This is a genomic window from Marinomonas pollencensis, from assembly GCF_003387375.1.
GTDB lineage: Bacteria > Pseudomonadota > Gammaproteobacteria > Pseudomonadales > Marinomonadaceae > Marinomonas > Marinomonas pollencensis.
Window position 1 is genome coordinate 1 of the sequence record NZ_QUNG01000006.1, and the last position, 21,395, is coordinate 21,395.

Genomic DNA, 21,395 nt, shown 5'->3' on the forward strand with positions numbered 1-21,395 from the left:
GCGGTAAACATAAGTCTTTCGTTCCAATTCAGAGAGAGCAAGAGACTTTATGGTGTTTGGTGGAGATTTCTATGTGGGGGTTAGCCGACGCTTACAGGGAAGGCGAGGCGAATTTAATGGAAGAAACAATACGGTCTCTCTTCGAGAGCCCCGACACAGTAGTGTTTGTAATGATTTATAGGTATACAGATAGTACATGTATTATGTCTGATCGGGGATATACTACTCCAGTACCTGATGGAAAGCATATGGCATTTGATTTTAATCTTAGCTCTAATGCCTTTATTAGGTATATGTTTGCTGACCTAGATTCTCTAACTCCAAAGGGAGCGCCTCAGCAGATTGTAGATATGTATAAGGCCCAGAAAAAGGAAATTAAGGTTTTTTCATGTGAAAATGATATGAATGAACTTGAGGTTTATAATCAGCGTACTTTGTACCAGTGCCATTCTCAAGTATATAGCTCGGCGAAAGAAAATTATGGCTTATAAAAATTGGCTTCAAGGGGCATCACTCCGTGGCGCTCGTTTGTGGCTAAATACCACAAGCCTTGCTCCGCTGCGTAATGCTCCTGAGCCTAAGCGTTAAATTAGGAATAGGTATGGATACATCTACTTGGAAAGAAAAACATGTTGATGAGCTCAGCATTTTTGAGCTCGCATATGCGCACCTAGGGGGCGCTGGCTCTTATCGGCTGAAGGATGGTTGGCTGAAATCAATTTTGCCAATTACATTGCAAGAGATAAATCACGCAAGAAATATGGAGTATTCTAAGAACTTTGTTCCTGTTGTAGGTGCTTTCAGTGTAATTGAGCAGATTGGATTTACTTACAAGAGAAATGACAAAGTAGAATATTCAAACCCAAATGCCAGTAGCATAAATAAAGCATTGTATTACTTTGCTGACTACGAAGAAGGTAGTGATGATGTGAAAGCTCTCTATGCTTTAAGAAATTCTTTCTTACATAATGCGAGCTTAATGGCGAAGGCACTTCATGTTACTAAACCAAGTTATTATTTTCAGTTTGATCGGGAAATAGATGAACTCGTTCAATATCCAGAAAACCCATGGGATGGAAACATATTAACTTTCAAGCCTGAATATACAACTTTAATCAATCCAGAAAAAGTTGTTGATTTAGCTAGGGTTACCGTAGATTCAGCGCTAGAGTGTTTGAATAATAATATTCTTGAGGTCGATTTGGAGTGTGGTGAGAGAGAACTTTTTTATCGCTTTCTTAAGCATTTTCCAGATTAAAATTTAACAAAGCTTTGCGGCGGATAAACCTCTGATTAAGGAATTCAGACTATAGAATTGCTCTTCATTTCGAAAAACAGCCTTTTCATAGGGTCGAGATGCATTACCTAGAGCCTGAAAAGCGCTTCGGGTTGAGCTCAGAGACTCGGTTTTTAATTAAGTTTGGCTGTTGGGGTAATTCTGCGGATTTAACTATGCCTGTCATTTTGGTGTTGTCTATGGTGTGTGCAGTCTATTCGTTGTACCTTTTTAGGGACTGTTATATTCCAATTTTGATTCAAGGTAATGAGTCAATGTCCTGCCAATTTTTTTACTATTAAAACCAATCTTTAGGGAGTTCAATTATGGATATGCACAACCTATTAACCTTTATGGCTGTTGCAACTTTGCTGGTTATGTCGCCTGGCCCAAATGGGGTTCTTATCGCTAAGACTGTGCCTTTGTTCGGAAAAAAGGCGGGGTTTTCAAATGTGTGGGGTTTTGTCGCTGCTTTTTATGTACATGGAACGCTGTCCATTTTTGGTATTTCTTTGTTGTTGGTTCAATCCGCAGAGGCCTTTCTTGTTTTTAAACTGTGTGGTGCGGCGTATCTTATTTGGATTGGCATAAAATCATTGGTAGGGGCGTTCAAAGCCAAGCGACTTGATGTTGCGACACCGGCTCAGACGGAGAAAAGTAGCGTATCGCAACGCAGTGCGTTTATTGAAGGTTTTTTCACCAATGTACTTAACCCTAAAGTGTCTATGTTTTACTTGGCGGCCTTCCCACAGTTCCTTTCGGTAAACGACAGTCCATTAACCGCCTACGCTTTAGTGACGGCGCATTCTATGGTGAATTTGATCTGGTTTTCTCTCATGGTGCTTATGCTTTCACGAGTGAAAAACATGGCGAATAATGTGCGTTTTAAAAAGTGGTTAAGCTCTGTGACGGGGGTAATCTTTATTGGCTTCGGCTCTAAGTTAGCGCTGATGAAAGCGAGCTGATTTCTGCTTGAGCGAATATGCTTTGTTATGAATCGCTAAAAACATAAAAAAGCCCCCACTTAGCGAATTAATAGCACTAAGTAGGGGCTTGTTTGGCTTACTCTTTCACAATGAAATAGAAGCCAAATATAGCTAGAAGTCAAAAATAACTAGAAGCGTTTTCTACTCTCCTAATAGCAACTTATCGTCGTCTAACTCTTCGCCGTCATTACGGGCTTGAGCAAACAATTGCAGAAGGTCTTTTACTTCATACCCAGCGCGTTTATCGCCAGCTAAATCAAAAATGATTTTCCCTTCGTGGAGCATGATGGTTCTAGAGCCATGATCCAGGGCTTGGCGCATGGAGTGTGTCACCATCATCACAGTCAGCTGTTTCTCTTCAATGATTTGTGACGAGATATCCATAATCAGCGCCGCCGTTTTTGGGTCAAGCGCCGCGGTGTGCTCATCCAACAAAAGAATGCTGCTAGGTTGTAACGCCGACATCAGCAAGCTAACGGACTGTCGTTGTCCGCCTGAAAGCAAGCCCATTTCGGCGCTAAGACGATCTTCAAGCCCAAGATTGAGGCGGCTTAGCTGTTCTTTGAAGATTTTCCGTAGCTTATTATTTAACGCAAAAGAGAGGTTACCTTTTTTGCCGCGCCCATAGGCGAGCGCCATGTTTTCTTCTACGGTTAAATTACCACAGGTACCCGCCAGCGGGTCTTGGAACACACGAGCGATGTCTTTAGTACGGGCGGTTGCCGGAAGGTTAGTGACATCTCGATCAGAAAATAAGATCTTTCCTCGGGTCGATTCGATATCGCCGGCAATGGTATTGAGTAGGGTCGATTTACCTGCGCCATTGGAGCCGATCACAGTCACAAACTCACCGCTTGGGATGGTTAAATCCACGCCGCGTAGTGCGAGTTTTTCGGTTGGTAGGCCATGATTGAAGGTGACGTGTAGGTTTTCACAACGGATCATGCTCTTTCTCCCTTCGCTTTCTTGGCTTTCCATTCACGTCGTAATTTAGGAAATACCAGCGCTAATGCAACAAGAACGGCGGTAAGTAAATTAAGGTCAGATGCTTGGAAACCAAGGAAGTCCGCATTGAGCGCCATAGAAACGGCGACTCGATACAAGATAGAGCCGACAATGCAGCTCATCACAATGATCAAAATAGAGCGCGTTGAGAACAGTGACTCACCAATAATGACAGCAGCCAAGCCGACGACAATGGTGCCGATCCCCATGGTGGAGTCTGCAAACCCGTTTGTTTGGGCAAACAGGGCGCCCGCTAGGCCAACTAGGCCATTAGATAAGGCCAAACCAACATAAACCTTCTCGTTCACCACAATGCCGTTTGCTTGTGCCATGCGTTTGTTAGAGCCGACCGCGCGCATTGCAAGACCGTATTGTGTGTTTAAGAACCAAGCAACCAATAAGCCACCTATAACGGCACAGAAGGCCACAAAGATCACCTTCATGTACATCGCAGGTATGCCGAGCGCCTCAAAAGGCGTTAGCATGGTTGGCTCCATAATCAAGGCAACATTGGGTTTTCCCATCACCCGAAGGTTGATGGTATAAAGGGCGGTCATGGTTAAAATACTGGCTAACAGGTGCAGTATATTAAAACGCAAATTTAGCCAGGCGGTGACAATACCCGCACTAGCCGCCGCTAAGGTGCCCAGTAATGTCGCCAGATACGCGTTGTAACCAAGCACGATCAAAGTAGCGGTAACCGCTGCACCTAGGGTGAAGCTACCGTCTACGGTTAAGTCAGGAAAGTCTAAGATGCGGAAGGTGAGATAGACGCCCATGGCAACCAAGCCATAAATAAAGCCTATCTCTAGCGTTCCTAAAAAAGCAAAAAGTGACAAAGTATATACCTATTATTCGATGATCTTAGTCGCACGCGCGAGTACAGCTTCAGGAACCTTTACACCCATGCGTTTGGCCATTTTCGGGTTCACAAACAAGTTGGTTCCTTTGGCCATTTTGACATCAATGTCGCCGGGTTTTTCACCATTAAGAATGCGCACAACGATTTCACCTGTTTGACGTCCAAGGTCATAGTAATCGTAGCCAATTGCTGCCACCGCACCACGGGCAACGGTATCCGTATCACCAGCAAAGACAGGGATTTGTGCATCAATACCTACTTTAACAACAGACTCTACCGCACTGATAATTGTGTTATCGATAGGGGTATAAATCGCATCGACTTTGCCAACTAATTGCTTAGCGGCAATCATCACGTCGGAGGTTCTAGGCGCTGGTGACTCAACGACTTTAATGCCCATTTCAGCGGCGACTTTTTTCACTTGTTCCAACATAGAAACAGAGTTTGCTTCACCTGGGTTATAAGGAATGCCTACGGTTTTTAGATTTGGCACAAACTCTTTGATTAATGACAAATGCTCTTTGATATTCGCCATATCGGATAAACCCGTTACATTGCCGCCTGGTTTTTTTAGACTAGGCACTAAACGGGCCGCAAGTGGGTCAGTAACGGCGGAAAAGACAACGGGAATAGAGCGGCTTACCGTTACGGCAGCTTGTGCAGAAGGGGTAGCGATAGCAACGATGACGTCTGGCTGGTCGCCGACCATCTTACGTGCGATCTGGGCAGCAATGTCTGTTTTTCCTTGAGCACTTTCGTAGGTAAATTTTAGGTTGTCGCCTTTGTAGCCATTTTCATTTAGGGTTTCTTTGATGCCATCACGCACTGCATCAAGCGCAGGGTGCTCAACAATGGCGGTTGTCGCCACGTAAACTGGGTCAGCTTGTGTTACGCCACTTAATATAGCGCTGGCCACAATCGCATGTTTAAAAATTGAACTGAATTTCATAGTGAACCCTTTGTAGTGATTATGTATAGATTTATGTATTTTAATGGATTATCCGCTAAAAATATCACAGCATAGAGAGCAAAAACTAGGTGAATTATCACTGTGGTGGTAGATCTATGCTTGTTGGTCAATAAACAACCAAAATAAAGAGTTAAAACAAGATTATAAACTCGAAAAGCATTCTTCCAAGATTGCTTGTTTGGCTATTGGAGGGGGTTGCCATTTAGCGCTTTCTAATCTCCTATCATAGCGCTTTTAGGTGGGATTCTTTTGTCGGGGTTAGAAAGTGAGGTTGGCCTTTCTTTGGATAAAGAAAGGCTTAGACAAAGACTATTTCACCTTGTCTCTAACGAGTGTCAAACTGCCGTCGATGTGTATGTCTCTTTGTGGGTAGGCAATGACGATTTGGTGTTCAGAGAAAAGTTCATCAAGCCGAAAACGTATGTTGCTTTTGGCCATCCGCAAGCCACCTTCCACGTTAGATTGTATCCAGAAGTTCACGTCGAAGATGAGGGCGTTGTCGCCAAAGTCTTCAAAGATGACCTGCACTTTGGGGTCGGTGAGTACACCTTCTTGCTCTTCAGCAGCTTGGCGCATGAGTTCGGCCACTTTTTTTACTGGTGACCCATAGGCAACACCGATTCTAACGGAAGTTCTCATTAGTTTATCGACAAGCGTCCAGTTCACTATGGTGTTCTCTAGGAGCTTGCTGTTTGGAATCAGCATATGTACACCGTCCACGCGGCGAAACCGAGTAGAGCGGGTGTTAATCTCTTCGACCACGCCTTTGGCATTTTCTACTTCGAGAAAATCGCCAATGCGAATGGGTTTTTCCCACATTAAGATCCAACCACTAATAAAGTTATTAATGATGTTTTGCGCGCCAAAACCGACACCAATGGCAATCGCACCGGATAAAAAAGCAAAAGCCGTCACTGGAATATTAATGATTTCTAGTGCGGTGATCGTGATGATGCAAATGGCGATGACATAAAATAAGCGTTGCAGCAGATGAATGATGTTTGGGTCTGTGTGGCGGCTGGTTAGCTTTGAAGTGAGTGCACGTACCAGATATTTAGTGACCCAAAAGCCAACAACGGCAAGCGTCGGAATGAGTAATAATCCACCGACTGTCACCGCTTGGCCAGAAACAGAAAACAGTGTGTGGTTTAAAGCGCTGTATATATGGTCTAGATCTAGCAAAGCTACGACTCCTGAATGGCAACGAATCTATTAAATACTATTTTTATCTTGGGTGTTTTGTTTGGTGTGTATAAACAAATAATCACCCAACCCCTTTGCTTGAAAAAGAGGTTGGATTTAATAATAGGCTAGTTTGGTGTATCGCTGCGCTTTAACTGCATGCGTCGCAAAAATTCCGACATGATGTGCATGTAAAGTTCGTCGCCTAGGTATTTGTCTTCGACACCGCGGTCTATGCTTGGGTTGTCGTTCACTTCGATCACGTAACCACGACCATTAATCTCTTTCACATCGACACCATACAGGCCATCTCCAATCGGCTTGGTGGCAGCAATGGCGGCTTGTAAGACGCGGCGTGGCACTTCAAAGGTTGGCAAGGTATCAAAGCCGCCACTTTGGCTTTTGCTGTCGCTGTGTTGGTAAATCTGCCAGTGGTTTTTCACCATGTAATAACGACAAGCAAAGATAGGCTTGTTGTTTAGCACACCGATGCGCCAGTCGAATTCTGTGTACAAATATTCCTGCACCAAGAGCAAAGACGACTTTTTAAACAGGGTGTTTAGGCTTTCCGTTAATGCTTCACGGTTTTCCGCTTTGATCACCCCTTTAGAGAAAGCACCGTCTGGAATTTTCACTACCATTGGGTAATTGATCACGGCTTCTAATGCTGCTTCTAGGTCTTTTTCGCCCTTGTGCACGATACGTGTTTTTGGGCATGGCACTTTATGAGTATTGAATAAGTCCGCCAAATACACCTTGTTTGTACAACGCATAATGGATTGCGGGTCGTCCATTACAACCAAACCCAAGCCTTCGGCTTTTTTCGCAAAACGATAGGTGTGGTGATCTATGTTAGTCGTTTCGCGGATAAACAAACCATCGTATTCAGGCAGGCGCATGATGTCTTTGGGACCGATCGTGTCCACGTGAATCCCCAGCTGTTTACCCGCTTGCACGAATTTTTTCAAAGCTTGCAGGTCGCTTGGCGGCATGGCTTCTTCTGGATTCACCAGCATAGCGAGGTCAAACTTCGCGGTACGTAATGCACGGCTTTTGTTCCAAACCTTGGTGCTGAAGGCTTCTAAGGATTCTGCGAACAAGGTTTCTTCATCGTCGTTTAAATGCTTGTGTGATGTGATTTGTAAATCACTCACTTGCCAGGTTTTACGGAATTTGAGTTTGACTTCCAAAACAGGGCAAGCGAAGGCTTCGAACATTTTTCGAGCGAACTCTTTCATTTCTGGTTGGGTGGTTTTGCCGAATACGCAACGAAAACTGAGCTCCGTTGGCGCTTCTGGTGTACCCAACTTTTGCGCGAGTGCTGGTAGCAGTTGTGCAACTTGCATTTCGTACAGTGTTTTTTTGCTGATGTCGTTTAAGACACGCACAGAAGGCATAACGTGATGACCACGGCTTTCTGCCAACAGAGAACAGTAATAACCATCTGATAGGTATTTGCTGCTTTTACATAAGTTGATGATGCGCGTACGACCTTGGCTTTTGGTCGCCAAGTTTAGATATTGTGTAAAAGTGATGACTCGATCACTGGGTAAAAACGCGGACCAATCTTTGGCCTGATCAACAACAATGTACGTCTGTGACATTGGCTTTGTTTTTCCTTCTAAATAAACTTGGTTTGATTTGCTTGTGTTGCCTTATTTAAGGGCGTTTCAGCGTTTTTAGGACGCCTTTAATTTGAGCGGATAGTGCGCTTGTTTTTGGCTTTTCACAATCGTTTTTTTCGTGAAAATAAAAGTTTTTATTGATGAAATATTACGCTATCTTTTTGGCAGGTTTGGTCCTAGAATGCGCGAAAATGATCACGTTAATTTGTTGTGTCGCGACGATGTAAATGCATTGGCAGCACACAAAGTAAAACGTGCCCTTAGTGATCTTTTGCCCTTTCTTGAGGCGATGCAATGACCCAACCTGTTTCAATTCCTTCTCTTCATATCGATGTTCGTTCTGCTCAACTCGAAGATGTAAAACCTCTGTTAGCGTTAGAGGAAAAAGCCTTTACCGGAGACCGCTTGAGTCGTCGTAGTTTTCGTCGGGCGATCACCAGTTTAGGTTCTGTTCTTTTAGTCGCGGTCGGCACTGAGGGTTTGCTTGGTTATGCTTTGTTGCATTTACGTCAGGGCACCCATTTGGCTCGATTGTATTCTTTGGCGGTGGCGCCTGAGGCGAGAGGGTTAGGGGTGGCGAAAACCTTGATCCAAGCTTGTGAAAAACAAGCTATTAAGAAGGGAAAGAATTTACTGCGTTTGGAAGTCAGTGACGTCAATCTGAACGCGCTGTCTCTTTATCGGAAAATGGGCTATCAAGAGTTTGGTCATTACGATGCGTATTATGAAGATCAAACCGACGCCATTCGTATGCAGAAAGTTTTGCGTTATTCAGCGGATGAACAAATTTCTCGGCCTTTGTCTTGGTTAGCCCAAGGCACGCCATTTACCTGCGGGCCAGCTTCTTTGCAAATGGCTTTGTCGGCGCTTCATCCAGAGTATCAAGCAACACCCAATGATGAGCTAGAAATTTGGCGTGAAGCAACGACCATTTTTATGACATCCGGCCACGGCGGTTGCCACCCGATGGGCTTGGCATTAGCGGCACAAAAGCGGGGTTTGTCGGCGGAAGTATGGCTGAGCGAAGAAGGGCCTTTGTTTGTTGATAGTGTTCGTAATGCATTGAAAAAAGAGGTGATTGCTCGCGTTCATAGCCGCTTTGCCGAGCAATGTGAGTCGTCTAGCTTGCCGGTGCATTATTCTGTGATGCCTTTAGAGCAATTAATTAGCGCATTTGATTCTGGTGCTTTGGCGATTATTTTGATCAGTACGTTTCGTATGGACGGGAAAAAGTCGCCTCATTGGGTGGTGATGTCTGGTTACAACGAAAACTGTATTTTAGTGCATGATCCTGATTATGAAGCCAAAGATGACACGCAAAACCCTTTGGATTGTCAGTATGTTCCTATTGCGCGAAGTGAGTTTGAGAAAATGTCTCGCTTTGGTCAAAGCCGGTTGCAAGCAACCCTTGTATTGCAGACTTGATCAGAATGTAAGGCAAAAAAATGATAAATTCTTTCTTGTTTGCACAAATATCCAAGCGCGTCTTATCGAAGCTTGGCATGATATTGTTTATTAATTTGAATAAACAAAGGGAGACATAATTCAATGAAGGTGGCCTTTACCAGTGACAATATTGCCGGCGCGTCAGATTCTGTTTTACAAGCCATGATGGACGCTTCTCAGGGCGATGCCATACCTTATGGAAACGATGAGTTGACGGCTGAAGTAACCGGAATGCTGTCTGCGTTTTTCGAGTGTGATGTGAATGTGTTTTTAGTGTCCACCGGTACGGCAGCCAATGTTTTGAGCATCAGTGCCATGACGCCACCTTGGGGTAGCGTTTTGTGTCACACAGAAAGCCATTTGTTAAACGATGAAAGTACAGCACCGGAATTTTATTCTGGCGGTGCACGCTTTGTTGGTGTGGGTGGCGCAGACGCAAAAATCGACCCCGTGCAGTTGAAAAAATTCGTCAGTCAAAAAGTCGGTGATGTTCATTCGTGCCAGCCTTCTGCGGTGAGTCTTTCGCAGGTGAGTGAAGTGGGCAGTGTGTATTCACTGGAAGAAATTAAAGCCATTACGGATGTCGCTAAAGAAGCGCATTTGCCTGTTCATATGGATGGCGCTCGCTTTGCTAATGCGTTGGTGGCTTTAGGTTGTACGCCTGCGGAAATGACCTGGAAAGCGGGTATAGACATCGTTTCATTTGGGGCGACGAAAAACGGCACTATGTCGGCGGAAGCCATTGTGGTTTTTAAACCTGAGCTTGCCAAAGAGTTGGCGTTTCGCCGTAAACGAGGCGGGCATTTGCATTCTAAAATGCGAGTATTATCGGCCCAAATGAGAGCCTATTTGACGGATAATTTATGGCGTCAAAATGCAGAATACGCGAACGGCATGATGGCTTTGTTGCAAGAGGGGCTGAAAACCATTCCGAGTATTAAGATTAATACACCGGCTCAAGCCAATATGTTGTTTTGTACCTTACCTGAAGGTATGGAAGAGTATTTATTAGGGGAAGGTTTTGCTTTCTATGGCGGCCGTTGGGAGAAGGGGGTGGTGCGTTTAGTGACCTCCTTTAGAACCCCAAAAGAAGGGGTTGAAGCCTTTATCAATGCAGCGAGAAGGTTTGATGATCAAGGTTAAACACAGTCGCTAAGATGAAAACTGCGGTGTTCCCTACGCGTGCTAATTACGTAAACGATAGATTGAGGGAGCCACTTGGTAAGCCGCTTTAAAGGCGCGATTAAAGTGGCTCTGATCGTAAAATCCGTTGTCGGCTGCGATGTCAGTAATCATCGCGTCTGAAGAGGTAAGACTGGAACAGGCTTTTTCCAGTCTTAACCGCATGAGCCAGGTGTGGGGCGCTAGGCCGGTTTGCTTTTGAAAATAGCGAATAAATTGAAAACGCGTTAATCCGCTTAACTTAGCCAGTTCATCCAGTGTGATTTTGTTCTGTAAATTGGCTTCGCAATAATCTCTTATTCTGAGGAATTGTTGTTTGCTCAATCCATTATTGTCTTCTGGTTGTGGTGTTTTATAAGAGGCACGTAGCAGCTCTTCCATGCTGCTGAGCAAGAGTATGTCTTGTTGCAGTGTGTCGCCTTCTAACTGAAACGCATTTTTAAGTTGTAAAAAGCGTTTGGCGAGAAGGGGGTTATCAATGACGTTAGGCGCGAGAACGCGATGGACATCTGTGTATTGGCTATTACTAAACAGTGTTTGTAGTCGCTCGGGTGAGATTCGGAAGGTGATAAGATGGTATTTATCTTCTCCTTGTTCTACGCCACTGTGAACAACATCGGGTGGCATGAGACAGATATTACCCGCAGTCAGATGATGCTTCTGTCCTTTCCATGATTGATGTAACACCCCTTGGGTGACCAATCCTATATGATAATCCAAGTGAAAATGAGGCTGAAACGAGAATTGTGTGAACGTCGCTTCACCTATTATTAATCCTGGTAATGTATCAATATGTTGATAACGGAAAGAGTCGCTTATCGCCATGTTGTGATGTTTATCCTAAGAGTATTTCACTCATCGTTGTTTTGTCGGTGGCTTTGAGGTATGAAAAGAGCCTACTATAGTATCGGCTCTTTTGTCGCCTCGCTTGTATTTTTGTGCATGATGCGCATTGCAAGTTACTTGTTACTTCCGATTAGATAGGATCTAGAGTTATGGAATATTTACTTCAGTATGTGTTGAACGTACAAGTACTTGTGTTTGTTTTGGTGGTTGTTTTATTAAAAAACTCGATCAAGTTTGTGCCTCAGAATCAGGCCTATGTGATCGAGCGTTTTGGTAAATATCAATCGACCAAAGAAGCGGGTTTGAATTTTATCTTGCCGTTTATTGATCGAATCTCAGCAGACCGTTCATTAAAAGAGCAGGCTGTTGATGTACCTGAGCAGAGCGCGATTACCAAGGATAATATTTCTTTGCATGTGGATGGTGTTTTGTACTTTCGCGTATTGGACCCTTATAAAGCCACTTATGGTGTCGACGACTATGTGTTTGCGGTGACGCAATTAGCCCAAACCACCATGCGTTCTGAGCTGGGTAAAATGGAGCTGGATAAAACCTTTGAAGAAAGGGATTTATTAAACACCAATATCGTGTCTTCTATTAATGATGCGGCTGGTCCTTGGGGCATCCAAGTACTGCGTTATGAAATCAAAGACATTGTGCCGCCGCAATCTGTGATGGAAGCAATGGAAGCTCAGATGAAAGCGGAGCGTGTAAAACGAGCGCAGATCCTAGAATCTGAGGGTGACCGTCAGGCGGCGATTAACCGAGCTGAAGGTGAAAAGGCGTCTGTGGTGCTTGCCGCGCAAGCAGACAAAGAAGAGCAGGTGTTGCGTGCCGAAGGTGAGGCAAAAGCCATTGTCGCGGTGGCGTCTGCGCAAGCAGAAGCCTTGCGTCAGGTGGGTGAGGCCGCGGCGACAGAAGAAGGCCAAAAGGCGATTCAGCTGGATTTGGCAACAAAAGCCATTGAAGCTAAAAGAGCAATAGCCAAAGAATCTTCTGTGGTCTTGTTGCCGGATGGTGGTACTGAGGCCTCAGCTGTCGTAGCACAGGCGATGACCATTATACAGAGCATGTCGAAAGGGAGCTGAGTATGAGTTTTGTTACCAATAATCTGGCCGAAAGCTTCTTGGTGGTAGGTTTGATTCTATTGGTCATTGAGGTGGCGGTATTGGGGTTCTCAACCTTTGTGCTGTTCTTTGTTGGCCTAGCCGCCATGGTGACGGGAGGTTTGTTGTTTCTGACCGTGCTACCGGACAATGGTTTGGGGGCTTTGTTCAGCACAGGTGTGTTTACCTTGGTGTTTGCTTTGTTTCTATGGCGTCCGCTCAAGCAGATGCAGAGAAATGTTAGCCCGAAAAAAGCGCAAGGGGATTTGGTTGGGCATCAGTTTGTGTTGCAAGAAGCGGTATCTCCTAGGCTGTCACCGTCTTACCATTATTCTGGTGTGCGCTGGAATTTGATCAGCGATACGTTAATTGAAGCGGGCACACGGGTTGAGGTGATTGAAGCGGAGGTTGGTGCATTCCATATTAAGGCGGTTGAATCGACTGTGTGATGCTTTCTTTGGTAAGCCTGCTATTGGATGGGTCATCTAGCAGAAATAAAAAAGGGCTTCGTGATGGAAGCCCTTTTTTTGTGTCTTTTATTTACCTAGCGAGTTTTTACTTAACGAAGAATCAATAGTGGAATATTGCTTTCGATAATCATTTTAGACGTATTGCTGCCAACAAAAAATTGCTTCACTTTGGAGTGAGCGTAGGCGCCCATTACCATTAATTCGATGCTATTAGCTTGGCGGTAGTCTGTTAATACTGGGTAAATATCCCCAGCGATTAAAGACGCGGTGACATCAAAGCCTTCTTTTTCGAGCAGCGCTTTGGCATTTTCGAATTTACTGCGTCTTACTTCGGTGTTTTCGCCAGCCATCACCAGATGGCAAGCCAGACCTTTTAGTAGCGGGCTCTTTATGATGCGAGCAATGGCATTGTCAGAGGTTTCACGACCATCGTAGGCTATCATGAAGTTAGTTGGAGCTCTGAACTCACCCACTGTGATTAAAATCGGGTGGTGTAGTGCTCTGGCTGCGCGCTCAATGTGAGAGCCAATGGTGTTGGCATTCATGTTGTTGCCACCACTGCGACCTAACACGGCTAAGCGAGTGCTGTCTTCAATATCGGTCAGTGTTTCAACGAGATCCCCATGACGCTGTAGCAAGCTGGTGTTTTTAATACCTGCTTGCTGAGCGTGCTTTTGAGCATCATTCAAAATGGCCTTGCCTTGTTCCAGTGCTAATTTGGCACGCTTTTCATCTAACTCGGTCAATTCGCCCAGTAGGTATTCTCGACTGCCAAAGCCAATAGAGCCGGATAGGTCGTTGTTGCTGGTGATGGGCGCTTTTTCCAGAGAATGCAGCAACGTGAGTGGGGCTTCCATTTTATTGGCAGCCCAGACAGAAGCTTTGGTTACGTACTCGGATAAAAAGGAGTCATCGATACACGCAATTACGTTTGTCATTATTATTCTCCTATTTGCTTTAATGGCCGCTTAGCAGCTTTTCGGCTTCTTCAGGCTTGTTATGAACGCCGAATTTATCCACTACGGTGGCGCTGGCCTCATTCATTCCTATGATATTAACCTGGGCGCCTTCACGACGGAATTTGATCACCACAGTATCAAGTGCTGAAACGGCGGTTATATCCCAGAAATGCGCAGCGGATAAGTCGATAGTAACTTTCTCAAGGGCTTCTTTGAAGTCGAATGCTTTATTAAATTGATCTGAAGAAGCAAAGAAGACTTGGCCAACTACTTTGTAAGTTCGATGTGCGCTTTCTTCTTCTTTGCTGCTGGAAATGGACATAAAGCGTCCCACTTTGTTCGCAAAGAACAAGGATGCTAGCAGTACACCAACCAATACACCAATCGATAAGTTGTCTGTGGCAACTACCACAGCGACTGTGACTATCATCACAATATTGGTTGAAAGCGGATGTTTCTTTAAGTTGATAATGGAATCCCAGGAGAAAGTACCGATGGATACCATGATCATTACCGCAACCAACGCCGCCATTGGGATTTGACCAATCCAGTCACCTAAGAACACCACCATGATCAGCAGGAAAAAGCCGGCAATAAAGGTAGAAAGGCGTCCACGGCCACCAGATTTTACGTTAATTACTGTTTGACCGATCATGCCACAACCTGCCATGCCGCCAATAAAACCAGTAAAAATGTTAGCTACGCCTTGGCCTTTACATTCACGGTTTTTGTCGCTGGTGGTGTCTGTTAGCTCGTCGACTATGGTTGCCGTCATCATGGATTCAAGTAAGCCAACAACCGCTAAGCTGAGCGAGTAAGGTAAGATGATCAATAAGGTATCTAGGTTTAACGGAATATCTGGAAGTAAGAATACAGGTAGGGAGTCGGGCAATTCACCCATGTCGCTTACGGTGTTAATGGTTAGGCCGTTCATCATGGAGAAAATCGTTAGTACGACTATACACACCAATGGTGAAGGTAAGTTTTTGCCTAGTACGGGAACATAAGGGAATAGATAAATGATCCCGAGGCCTACGGCGGTCATGGCATAAACCACCCAAGTAACATTGGTTAGCTCTGGCAGTTGCGCCATAAAAATTAAAATGGCTAAGGCGTTAACAAAGCCTGTTACGACTGACTTGGAGACAAAGCGCATTAAGTTGCCGAGTTTTAAATACCCCGACACAATTTGAAAGAGCCCCGCCAAGATGGTGGCAGCCAGCATGTATTGCAGGCCATGATCTTTGATCAGGTCCATCATTACGAGTGCCATGGCCCCAGTTGCAGCGGATATCATAGCGGGACGTCCGCCAAATATTGAGATCACAACCGCAATACAGAAAGAGGCGTAAAGGCCGACTTTAGGGTCGACCCCTGCAATGATGGAAAACGCAATGGCCTCCGGAATAAGGGCCAACGCAACGACGGTACCTGAAAGGGTGTCGCCTTTTATATTTGAGAGCCAGTCTCGCTTAATTGATTCGATCATTTGTTACCTTTTATATCGCTATTTTATTACGTGCCATGCTTTACTTTTTAGGTAGCCATTTCTGTATTCAAGCTACCCAAGGTAAATTTTTAAACATGGTTGGATGTATGTCGCCATAAGGCTATGGCGTTTGCATGCGTGCACATTGGCGGCATGCGATAGGAAGGTACTTTAAGCGACACAATCAGTGTGTTGCGCCACGCTGCATCCGCAGCGAAAGTTAAAAAGTGACCAAATTATAAGGTTTTCACTTAACTATGACAACCAAGACGCTGGTATTGTTTGTTTGAAAAATGGCATCGATTTTTCTTTTTGAGGAGCTTTAAATGGTGTCTGAAAAGTGCTTTTTTTGTGTAAGGAGGATGATTTTTTCATTTTTCTTTTATGAAATTTTCTTTATAGTTCAGCGGTTGTTTTTATATGTGTTGTTTTTTTATCGTTTTTTAGTAGTAAGTAGCTGTTTATGGATGTGTTACAGAGTTTGATTTTAGGAATGGTTGAAGGTGTAACGGAATTTCTTCCCATCTCTTCTACTGGCCATTTGATTGTTGCCAGCCAATGGTTAGGGTTAGAGCAAACCGAAGCAAATAAAGCGTATGAGGTGATTATTCAGTTGGCGGCAATTTTGGCTGTTGTGGCGAATTACCGAGAGCGCTTCTCAATAAAACATGCAGCATTGTGGTTAAAAGTGGCGTTGTCTTTTGTGCCCGTTGCCATTGTGGGGTTGTTGTTTCAAGACCACATTAAAGCCATATTTTCGGTGCCTGTTGTGGCGACTATGTTTATTGTCGGTGGGGTGGTGTTTTTGATTACTGAGCGGGTCATTAAAAATAAATCGCCGTTAGTCGTTGAGCTGGATGACATTACATTTAAACAGTCCTTTTGGATTGGTATTGCTCAAGTGTTTGCACTTATTCCTGGTACAAGTCGTGCTGGGTCGACAATTGTTGGTGCGCTGTTTGTAGGTTTGAGCCGAAAAGCCAGTGCAGAGTTTTCGTTTTTATTAGCGTTACCTGTGATGGTTGCAGCATCTGGGCTAGAGTTGGTTTCAAATTATGAAGTGTTTAGTGGTGATCACCTGATCGTGCTGTTAGTTGGATTTGTAACCGCTTTTGTGAGTGCCTATTTGGTGATGAAACTCTTTATGGCGTTTCTTCAGCGTTTCACTTTTGTGTCATTTGGTTGGTACCGCATTGTCTTCGGAGTAGGCTTGCTTATTTTCGCTTTTTGATTGTAACGAAACGTATTGAATTGTCAGTAAAGCGTAGTTATAGGCCGCTATAGTACCAAGGTACAGTAGCGGCCTTTTTTGTTGTTGGCTAAGCTGCAAGTAATTATAAATTCATACGTCTTGTTTAGGGAATCTAACCATGAGCGACAGCCAAACATCTTTTGCAACACTAGGGTCTCCAATCGGAACTATCACTCAAATTACTGGGTCTGTGGTTGTTAAATCCATTGATGGGAATGAGCGAGTCGTTCAGGTAGGTGACCCTATCTTTTATGGTGAAACCGTTATCACGGGGGCAGAAGGCAGCGCGACTATCAAATTTGTTGATGGTTCTGAGGTTGTCATTGGCGGCGATTCGGTTGTGGTTATTAATGATGAAGTGTACACACCTGACGATGTGGACGGCTTGGCTCAAGACTCCAGTACCGACGCAGAAGCTTTGCAACAAGCCATCGCAGACGGCGCTGACCCTACCTTAATTCAAGATGCACCTGCAGCAGGTGAAGAAACCATTGGTGAACAGCAACGTGTCGATGTGGATGTAGAGCGTAACCAAGAAGGTGCCTTGCCAAATTTTGGTTTTGAGACGGATCAAGATTTGTCATTACCAAGTTATGGATACGACACAGATAATTCCTTCTCGCCGCTTTCTTCAAATACTCAGACATCGTCTACTTCTAATAGCACCTCTGCAGACAATTCGGCTGATCTCGACAATAACTTATCTGTCACTGTGAGTGCTTCTGATTTATCAACCAACGCCAGCGAAGCGAGCAATGTTTCCGTTACTTTAAGTGGCGTCGACAGCGACGCATCTCAAGTGTCTGTTGTGTTTAGTGATGGTTCCAACTCGGTTACGACGAACGCCACACAAAATGGCGCCGGCAACTGGGTAGTTGCAGATACAGATATTAGCTCATTGAATGATGGCACAGTGTCAGTCACGACAACGGTTACTGACACTACTGGGAATACGGCTCAATCTCAAACAGCTCTGACTCTAGATCAGACTATTACAGGTAGCATTTCTGTTTCAGATGTTACTGAGGATGACATTGTTTCTGCCGCAGAGGGTGAAACAACAATTGCCATTAGCGGTATTGTGACAGGTGATGCTCAAGATGGCGATGTAGTTACGCTTACTATCAATGGTAAAGAGTACACAGGTGAGATAACCAATCGTACATTTAGTATTGATGTAGATGGACAGGACCTTATTGATGATCCGGATAGGAATATCGAAGCTTCCGTTACGTTTACAGATGATGCTGGCAATACGCTTCTTGTAACTTCAGATTCACATTATGAAGTAGATACCACAGCCGACCTATTTGGTGACTTCTCTGTTTCAATTGCAGAGTCAGATTCAGTCGCAAACCTTGAAGAGTCTTCGGACGTAACTGTGACACTAGACGGTATTGATAGGGATGCCGATACTGTGACGGTTGTTTTCAGCGATGGCACTAATAGCGTTAGCGGTGTTGCTACATTAGTAAACGATGAATGGGTTGTTTCAGATACAGACATTAGTGGTTTAACAGATGGCACTATTACTGTTACTGCGACTGTTACAGATGATGCGGGTAATACCGCAACCGCAACGGATAGCTTGGATTTAGACACTAGCGCTGACACAGATAGTAATTTCGCAGTGGTTGTTACAGAGACAGATCAGCTTGCCAATGCTGATGAGGTAGGTTCGGTCAATGTTACGTTTACTGGTGTAGACGGTGATATTGAATCCATTAGCGTTACGTTTAGTGATGGGGACAGTAGTACGGCAGATGTTGTTGCTGAAGCAGTACTTGTAGATGGGGTGTGGACTGTTGATGCAGACCTAAGCAGCTTAAGTGACGGTAACATTAGTATTAGTGCAACAGCGACAGACGATGCTGGCAACACGGTTACAGAAACAAGCAGCTTAGAATTAGACACCAGCGCCGACACCGACGACAACTTCAGTGTGGCTGTGGCCGAAGGCGATGCAGTAACCAACGCCGACGAAGCGGACTCTGTGAGCGTGACCTTGAGTGGCGTGGACGATGATGCTGAAACGGTTACCGTTACGTTCAGTGATGGCACCAACAACGTGGTTGTGGACGCGACACAAACAGACGGCGTCTGGACTGTGGCGGACGCGAATCTATCTGACCTGACAGACGGTGAAATTACCGTTACGGCGTTGGCCACCGACGATGCGGGTAATACTGTTGAAACAACCGATACCTTGGACCTAGACACCAGCGCCGACACCGACGACAACTTCACGGTTGCAGTCAGTGACACCGATGCAGTAACCAACGCCGACGAAGCGGACTCTGTGAACGTGGCCTTGAGTGGTGTGGACGATGACGCACAAAGCGTAGTCGTGACCTTCAGTGATGGTGATGAAACAACAGCGGATGTCACTGTAAATGCGACGAAAGTTGATGGCGTTTGGACTGTGGCGGATGCGGATCTATCTGACCTGACAGACGGTGAAATTACCGTTACAGCGTTGGCCACCGACGATGCGGGTAATACCGTTGAAACAACCGATACCTTGGATCTAGACACCAGCGCCGACACCGACGACAACTTCAGTGTGGCTGTGGCCGAAGGCGATGCAGTAACCAACGCCGACGAAGCGGACTCTGTGAGCGTGACCTTGAGTGGCGTGGACGATGATGCTGAAACGGTTACCGTTACGTTCAGTGATGGCACCAACAACGTGGTTGTGGATGCGACGAAAGTTGACGGCACCTGGACTGTGGCGGACGCGAATCTATCTGACCTGACAGACGGTGAAATTACCGTTACAGCGTTGGCCACCGACGATGCGGGTAATACCGTTGAAACAACCGATACCTTGGATCTAGACACCAGTGCGGATACTGACGAGAACTTCGCCGTAAATGTTGTGACTTCTGATGAAGTAACCAACGCGGACGAAGCGGACTCTGTGAGCGTGACCTTGAGTGGTGTGGACGATGACGCACAAAGCGTGGTCGTGACCTTCAGTGATGGTGATGAAACAACAGCGGATGTCACTGTAAATGCGACGAAAGTTGATGGCGTTTGGACTGTGGCGGATGCGGATCTATCTGACCTGACAGACGGTGAAATTACCGTTACAGCGTTGGCCACCGACGATGCGGGTAATACCGTTGAAACAGCCGATACCTTGGATCTAGACACCAGCGCCGACACCGACGACAACTTCAGTGTGGCTGTGGCCGAAGGCGATGCAGTAACCAACGCCGACGAAGCGGACTCTGTGAGCGTGACCTTGAGTGGCGTGGACGATGATGCTGAAACGGTTACCGTTACGTTCAGTGATGGCACTAACAACGTGGTTGTGGACGCGACACAAACTGACGGCGTCTGGACTGTGGCGGACGCGGATCTATCTGAGCTGACAGACGGTGAAATTACCGTTACAGCGTTGGCCACCGACGATGCGGGTAATACCGTTGAAACAACCGATACCTTGGATCTAGACACCAGTGCGGATACTGACGAGAACTTCGCCGTAAATGTTGTAACTTCTGATGAAGTAACCAACGCGGACGAAGCGGACTCTGTGAGCGTGACCTTGAGTGGTGTGGACGATGACGCACAAAGCGTGGTCGTGACCTTCAGTGATGGTGATGAAACAACAGCGGATGTCACTGTAAATGCGACGAAAGTTGATGGCGTTTGGACTGTGGCGGACGCGAATCTATCTGACCTGACAGACGGTGAAATTACCGTTACAGCGTTGGCCACCGACGATGCGGGTAATACCGTTGAAACAACCGATACCTTGGATCTAGACACCAGCGCCGACACCGACGACAACTTCAGTGTGGCTGTGGCCGAAGGCGATGCAGTAACCAACGCCGACGAAGCGGACTCTGTGAACGTGACCTTGAGTGGTGTGGACGATGACGCACAAAGCGTGGTCGTGACCTTCAGTGATGGTGATGAAACAACAGCGGATGTCACTGTAAATGCGACGAAAGTTGACGGCACCTGGACTGTGGCGGACGCGGATCTATCTGACCTGACAGACGGTGAAATTACCGTTACGGCGTTGGCCACCGACGATGCGGGTAATATCGTTGAAACAACCGATACCTTGGATCTAGACACCACAGCGGGCACGATCAGCATCAATGCGGTTGCGACGGACAACCAAGTGGATGACAGCGAAGACAACAGCGTGACGCTAAGCGGCAGCACCGACGGCATAGAAGCGGGTCAAACCGTGAGCGTGAGCGTGGTGGATGCGAATGGCGCCGCGGTTTACAGCGGCACAGTCGAGGTAGACGAAAACGGCGACTGGTCAATCGAAGGCGTAGACATGAGTGGGTTCGCAGACGAAGCGAGCTACACGGTGAAAGCGGATGTGAGCGATGCGGCGGGCAACGCGGCGACTCAAGCGACCCAGGCGTTCACGACCGAAGACACCACAGCGGGCACGATCAGCATCAATGCGGTTGCGACGGACAACCAAGTGGATGACAGCGAAGACAACAGCGTGACGCTAAGCGGCAGCACCGACGGCATAGAAGCGGGTCAAACCGTGAGCGTGAGCGTGGTGGATGCGAATGGCGCCGCGGTTTACAGCGGCACAGTCGAGGTAGACGAAAACGGCGACTGGTCAATCGAAGGCGTAGACATGAGTGGGTTCGCAGACGAAGCGAGCTACACGGTGAAAGCGGATGTGAGCGATGCGGCGGGCAACGCGGCGACTCAAGCGACCCAGGCGTTCACGACCGAAGACACCACAGCGCCTG

Annotated in this window: 17 protein-coding genes; 9 read left to right on the forward strand and 8 right to left on the reverse strand. The window is 46.0% G+C overall.

Annotated features, from left to right (window positions below):
* The 3 genes from DFP81_RS18345 to DFP81_RS09955 all read left to right on the forward strand — a co-directional run.
* Positions 1 to 491, forward strand: a 491-nt coding sequence (locus tag DFP81_RS18345; RefSeq protein ID WP_220342916.1) for a hypothetical protein, incomplete at its 5' end; no start/stop codon positions are given.
* Between the two features lie 110 nt (positions 492 to 601).
* Complete coding sequence (locus DFP81_RS09945; protein WP_115897638.1) at positions 602 to 1,258, forward strand: hypothetical protein; 657 nt, start codon at positions 602 to 604, stop codon at positions 1,256 to 1,258.
* A gap of 344 nt (positions 1,259 to 1,602) precedes the next feature.
* Positions 1,603 to 2,241, forward strand: coding sequence for a LysE family translocator (locus tag DFP81_RS09955; protein WP_115897640.1), 639 nt, complete (start codon positions 1,603 to 1,605; stop codon positions 2,239 to 2,241).
* A 162-nt stretch (positions 2,242 to 2,403) separates the two neighbouring features.
* On the opposite strand, the gene DFP81_RS09960 is transcribed toward DFP81_RS09955, so the two are convergent.
* The 5 genes from DFP81_RS09960 to DFP81_RS09980 all read right to left on the reverse strand — a co-directional run bounded on the left by DFP81_RS09960 (position 2,404) and on the right by DFP81_RS09980 (position 7,885).
* Complete coding sequence (locus DFP81_RS09960; protein ID WP_115897641.1) at positions 2,404 to 3,207, reverse strand: ABC transporter ATP-binding protein; 804 nt, start codon at positions 3,205 to 3,207, stop codon at positions 2,404 to 2,406.
* Positions 3,204 to 4,106, reverse strand: a complete 903-nt coding sequence (locus DFP81_RS09965; protein ID WP_115897642.1) for an ABC transporter permease — start codon at positions 4,104 to 4,106, stop codon at positions 3,204 to 3,206. Before DFP81_RS09965 ends, DFP81_RS09960 begins: the two co-directional genes overlap by 4 nt.
* Before the next feature lie 12 nt (positions 4,107 to 4,118).
* The gene (locus tag DFP81_RS09970; protein WP_115897643.1) at positions 4,119 to 5,078 is read right to left on the reverse strand and encodes an ABC transporter substrate-binding protein; all 960 of its coding nucleotides are present in this window, start codon (positions 5,076 to 5,078) and stop codon (positions 4,119 to 4,121) included.
* 330 nt (positions 5,079 to 5,408) lie between these two features.
* Positions 5,409 to 6,281 carry a mechanosensitive ion channel family protein gene (locus tag DFP81_RS09975; RefSeq protein WP_115897644.1) on the reverse strand — a complete coding sequence of 291 codons (873 nt, stop codon included), beginning with the start codon at positions 6,279 to 6,281 and terminating at the stop codon, positions 5,409 to 5,411.
* A 128-nt stretch (positions 6,282 to 6,409) separates the two neighbouring features.
* Positions 6,410 to 7,885, reverse strand: a complete 1,476-nt coding sequence (locus tag DFP81_RS09980; protein WP_115897645.1) for a RimK family protein — start codon at positions 7,883 to 7,885, stop codon at positions 6,410 to 6,412.
* 315 nt (positions 7,886 to 8,200) lie between these two features.
* Here DFP81_RS09980 and DFP81_RS09985 point away from each other — a divergent pair, with 315 nt between their 5' ends.
* A complete protein-coding gene (locus DFP81_RS09985; protein ID WP_115897646.1) occupies positions 8,201 to 9,331 on the forward strand; it encodes a GNAT family N-acetyltransferase/peptidase C39 family protein in 1,131 nt (376 codons plus the stop codon).
* A 123-nt stretch (positions 9,332 to 9,454) separates the two neighbouring features.
* Positions 9,455 to 10,495: a threonine aldolase family protein gene (locus DFP81_RS09990; RefSeq protein ID WP_115897647.1), complete on the forward strand. Its 1,041-nt coding sequence runs from the start codon at positions 9,455 to 9,457 to the stop codon at positions 10,493 to 10,495.
* A 42-nt stretch (positions 10,496 to 10,537) separates the two neighbouring features.
* On the opposite strand, the gene DFP81_RS09995 is transcribed toward DFP81_RS09990, so the two are convergent.
* The gene (locus DFP81_RS09995; RefSeq protein WP_115897648.1) at positions 10,538 to 11,359 is read right to left on the reverse strand and encodes an AraC family transcriptional regulator; all 822 of its coding nucleotides are present in this window, start codon (positions 11,357 to 11,359) and stop codon (positions 10,538 to 10,540) included.
* Between the two features lie 170 nt (positions 11,360 to 11,529).
* Between DFP81_RS09995 and DFP81_RS10000 the strand changes: the two genes are divergently transcribed.
* Both DFP81_RS10000 and DFP81_RS10005 read left to right on the forward strand, forming a co-directional pair.
* Positions 11,530 to 12,468: an SPFH domain-containing protein gene (locus tag DFP81_RS10000; protein ID WP_115897649.1), complete on the forward strand. Its 939-nt coding sequence runs from the start codon at positions 11,530 to 11,532 to the stop codon at positions 12,466 to 12,468.
* A gap of 2 nt (positions 12,469 to 12,470) precedes the next feature.
* Complete coding sequence (locus DFP81_RS10005) at positions 12,471 to 12,935, forward strand: NfeD family protein (RefSeq protein ID WP_115897650.1); 465 nt, start codon at positions 12,471 to 12,473, stop codon at positions 12,933 to 12,935.
* 110 nt (positions 12,936 to 13,045) lie between these two features.
* Here the strand turns inward: DFP81_RS10005 and DFP81_RS10010 are convergent, their stop codons facing one another.
* Together DFP81_RS10010 and DFP81_RS10015 are read right to left on the reverse strand one after the other, a co-directional pair.
* Entirely contained in the window at positions 13,046 to 13,894 is an 849-nt protein-coding gene (locus DFP81_RS10010) for a universal stress protein (RefSeq protein WP_115897651.1), read from the reverse strand.
* Between the two features lie 19 nt (positions 13,895 to 13,913).
* Positions 13,914 to 15,404, reverse strand: a complete 1,491-nt coding sequence (locus DFP81_RS10015) for a SulP family inorganic anion transporter (RefSeq protein ID WP_115897652.1) — start codon at positions 15,402 to 15,404, stop codon at positions 13,914 to 13,916.
* A gap of 463 nt (positions 15,405 to 15,867) precedes the next feature.
* Between DFP81_RS10015 and DFP81_RS10020 the strand changes: the two genes are divergently transcribed.
* Both DFP81_RS10020 and DFP81_RS18220 read left to right on the forward strand, forming a co-directional pair.
* Complete coding sequence (locus tag DFP81_RS10020) at positions 15,868 to 16,635, forward strand: undecaprenyl-diphosphate phosphatase (protein WP_115897653.1); 768 nt, start codon at positions 15,868 to 15,870, stop codon at positions 16,633 to 16,635.
* 139 nt (positions 16,636 to 16,774) lie between these two features.
* Positions 16,775 to 21,395: beta strand repeat-containing protein (locus tag DFP81_RS18220; RefSeq protein WP_115897654.1), on the forward strand; the 4,621-nt coding region annotated here is incomplete at its 3' end.

Coding starts and splice junctions, on each gene's coding strand:
- DFP81_RS10020 (WP_115897653.1), top strand. CDS start 15,868: ATGGATGTGTTACAGAGTTTGATTTTAGGAATGGTTGAAGGTGTAACG.
- DFP81_RS09955 (WP_115897640.1), top strand. CDS start 1,603: ATGGATATGCACAACCTATTAACCTTTATGGCTGTTGCAACTTTGCTG.
- DFP81_RS10005 (WP_115897650.1), top strand. CDS start 12,471: ATGAGTTTTGTTACCAATAATCTGGCCGAAAGCTTCTTGGTGGTAGGT.
- DFP81_RS09945 (WP_115897638.1), top strand. CDS start 602: ATGGATACATCTACTTGGAAAGAAAAACATGTTGATGAGCTCAGCATT.
- DFP81_RS09985 (WP_115897646.1), top strand. CDS start 8,201: ATGACCCAACCTGTTTCAATTCCTTCTCTTCATATCGATGTTCGTTCT.
- DFP81_RS10000 (WP_115897649.1), top strand. CDS start 11,530: ATGGAATATTTACTTCAGTATGTGTTGAACGTACAAGTACTTGTGTTT.
- DFP81_RS09995 (WP_115897648.1), bottom strand. CDS start 11,359: ATGGCGATAAGCGACTCTTTCCGTTATCAACATATTGATACATTACCA.
- DFP81_RS09980 (WP_115897645.1), bottom strand. CDS start 7,885: ATGTCACAGACGTACATTGTTGTTGATCAGGCCAAAGATTGGTCCGCG.
- DFP81_RS10015 (WP_115897652.1), bottom strand. CDS start 15,404: ATGATCGAATCAATTAAGCGAGACTGGCTCTCAAATATAAAAGGCGAC.
- DFP81_RS09970 (WP_115897643.1), bottom strand. CDS start 5,078: ATGAAATTCAGTTCAATTTTTAAACATGCGATTGTGGCCAGCGCTATA.
- DFP81_RS09960 (WP_115897641.1), bottom strand. CDS start 3,207: ATGATCCGTTGTGAAAACCTACACGTCACCTTCAATCATGGCCTACCA.
- DFP81_RS09990 (WP_115897647.1), top strand. CDS start 9,455: ATGAAGGTGGCCTTTACCAGTGACAATATTGCCGGCGCGTCAGATTCT.
- DFP81_RS10010 (WP_115897651.1), bottom strand. CDS start 13,894: ATGACAAACGTAATTGCGTGTATCGATGACTCCTTTTTATCCGAGTAC.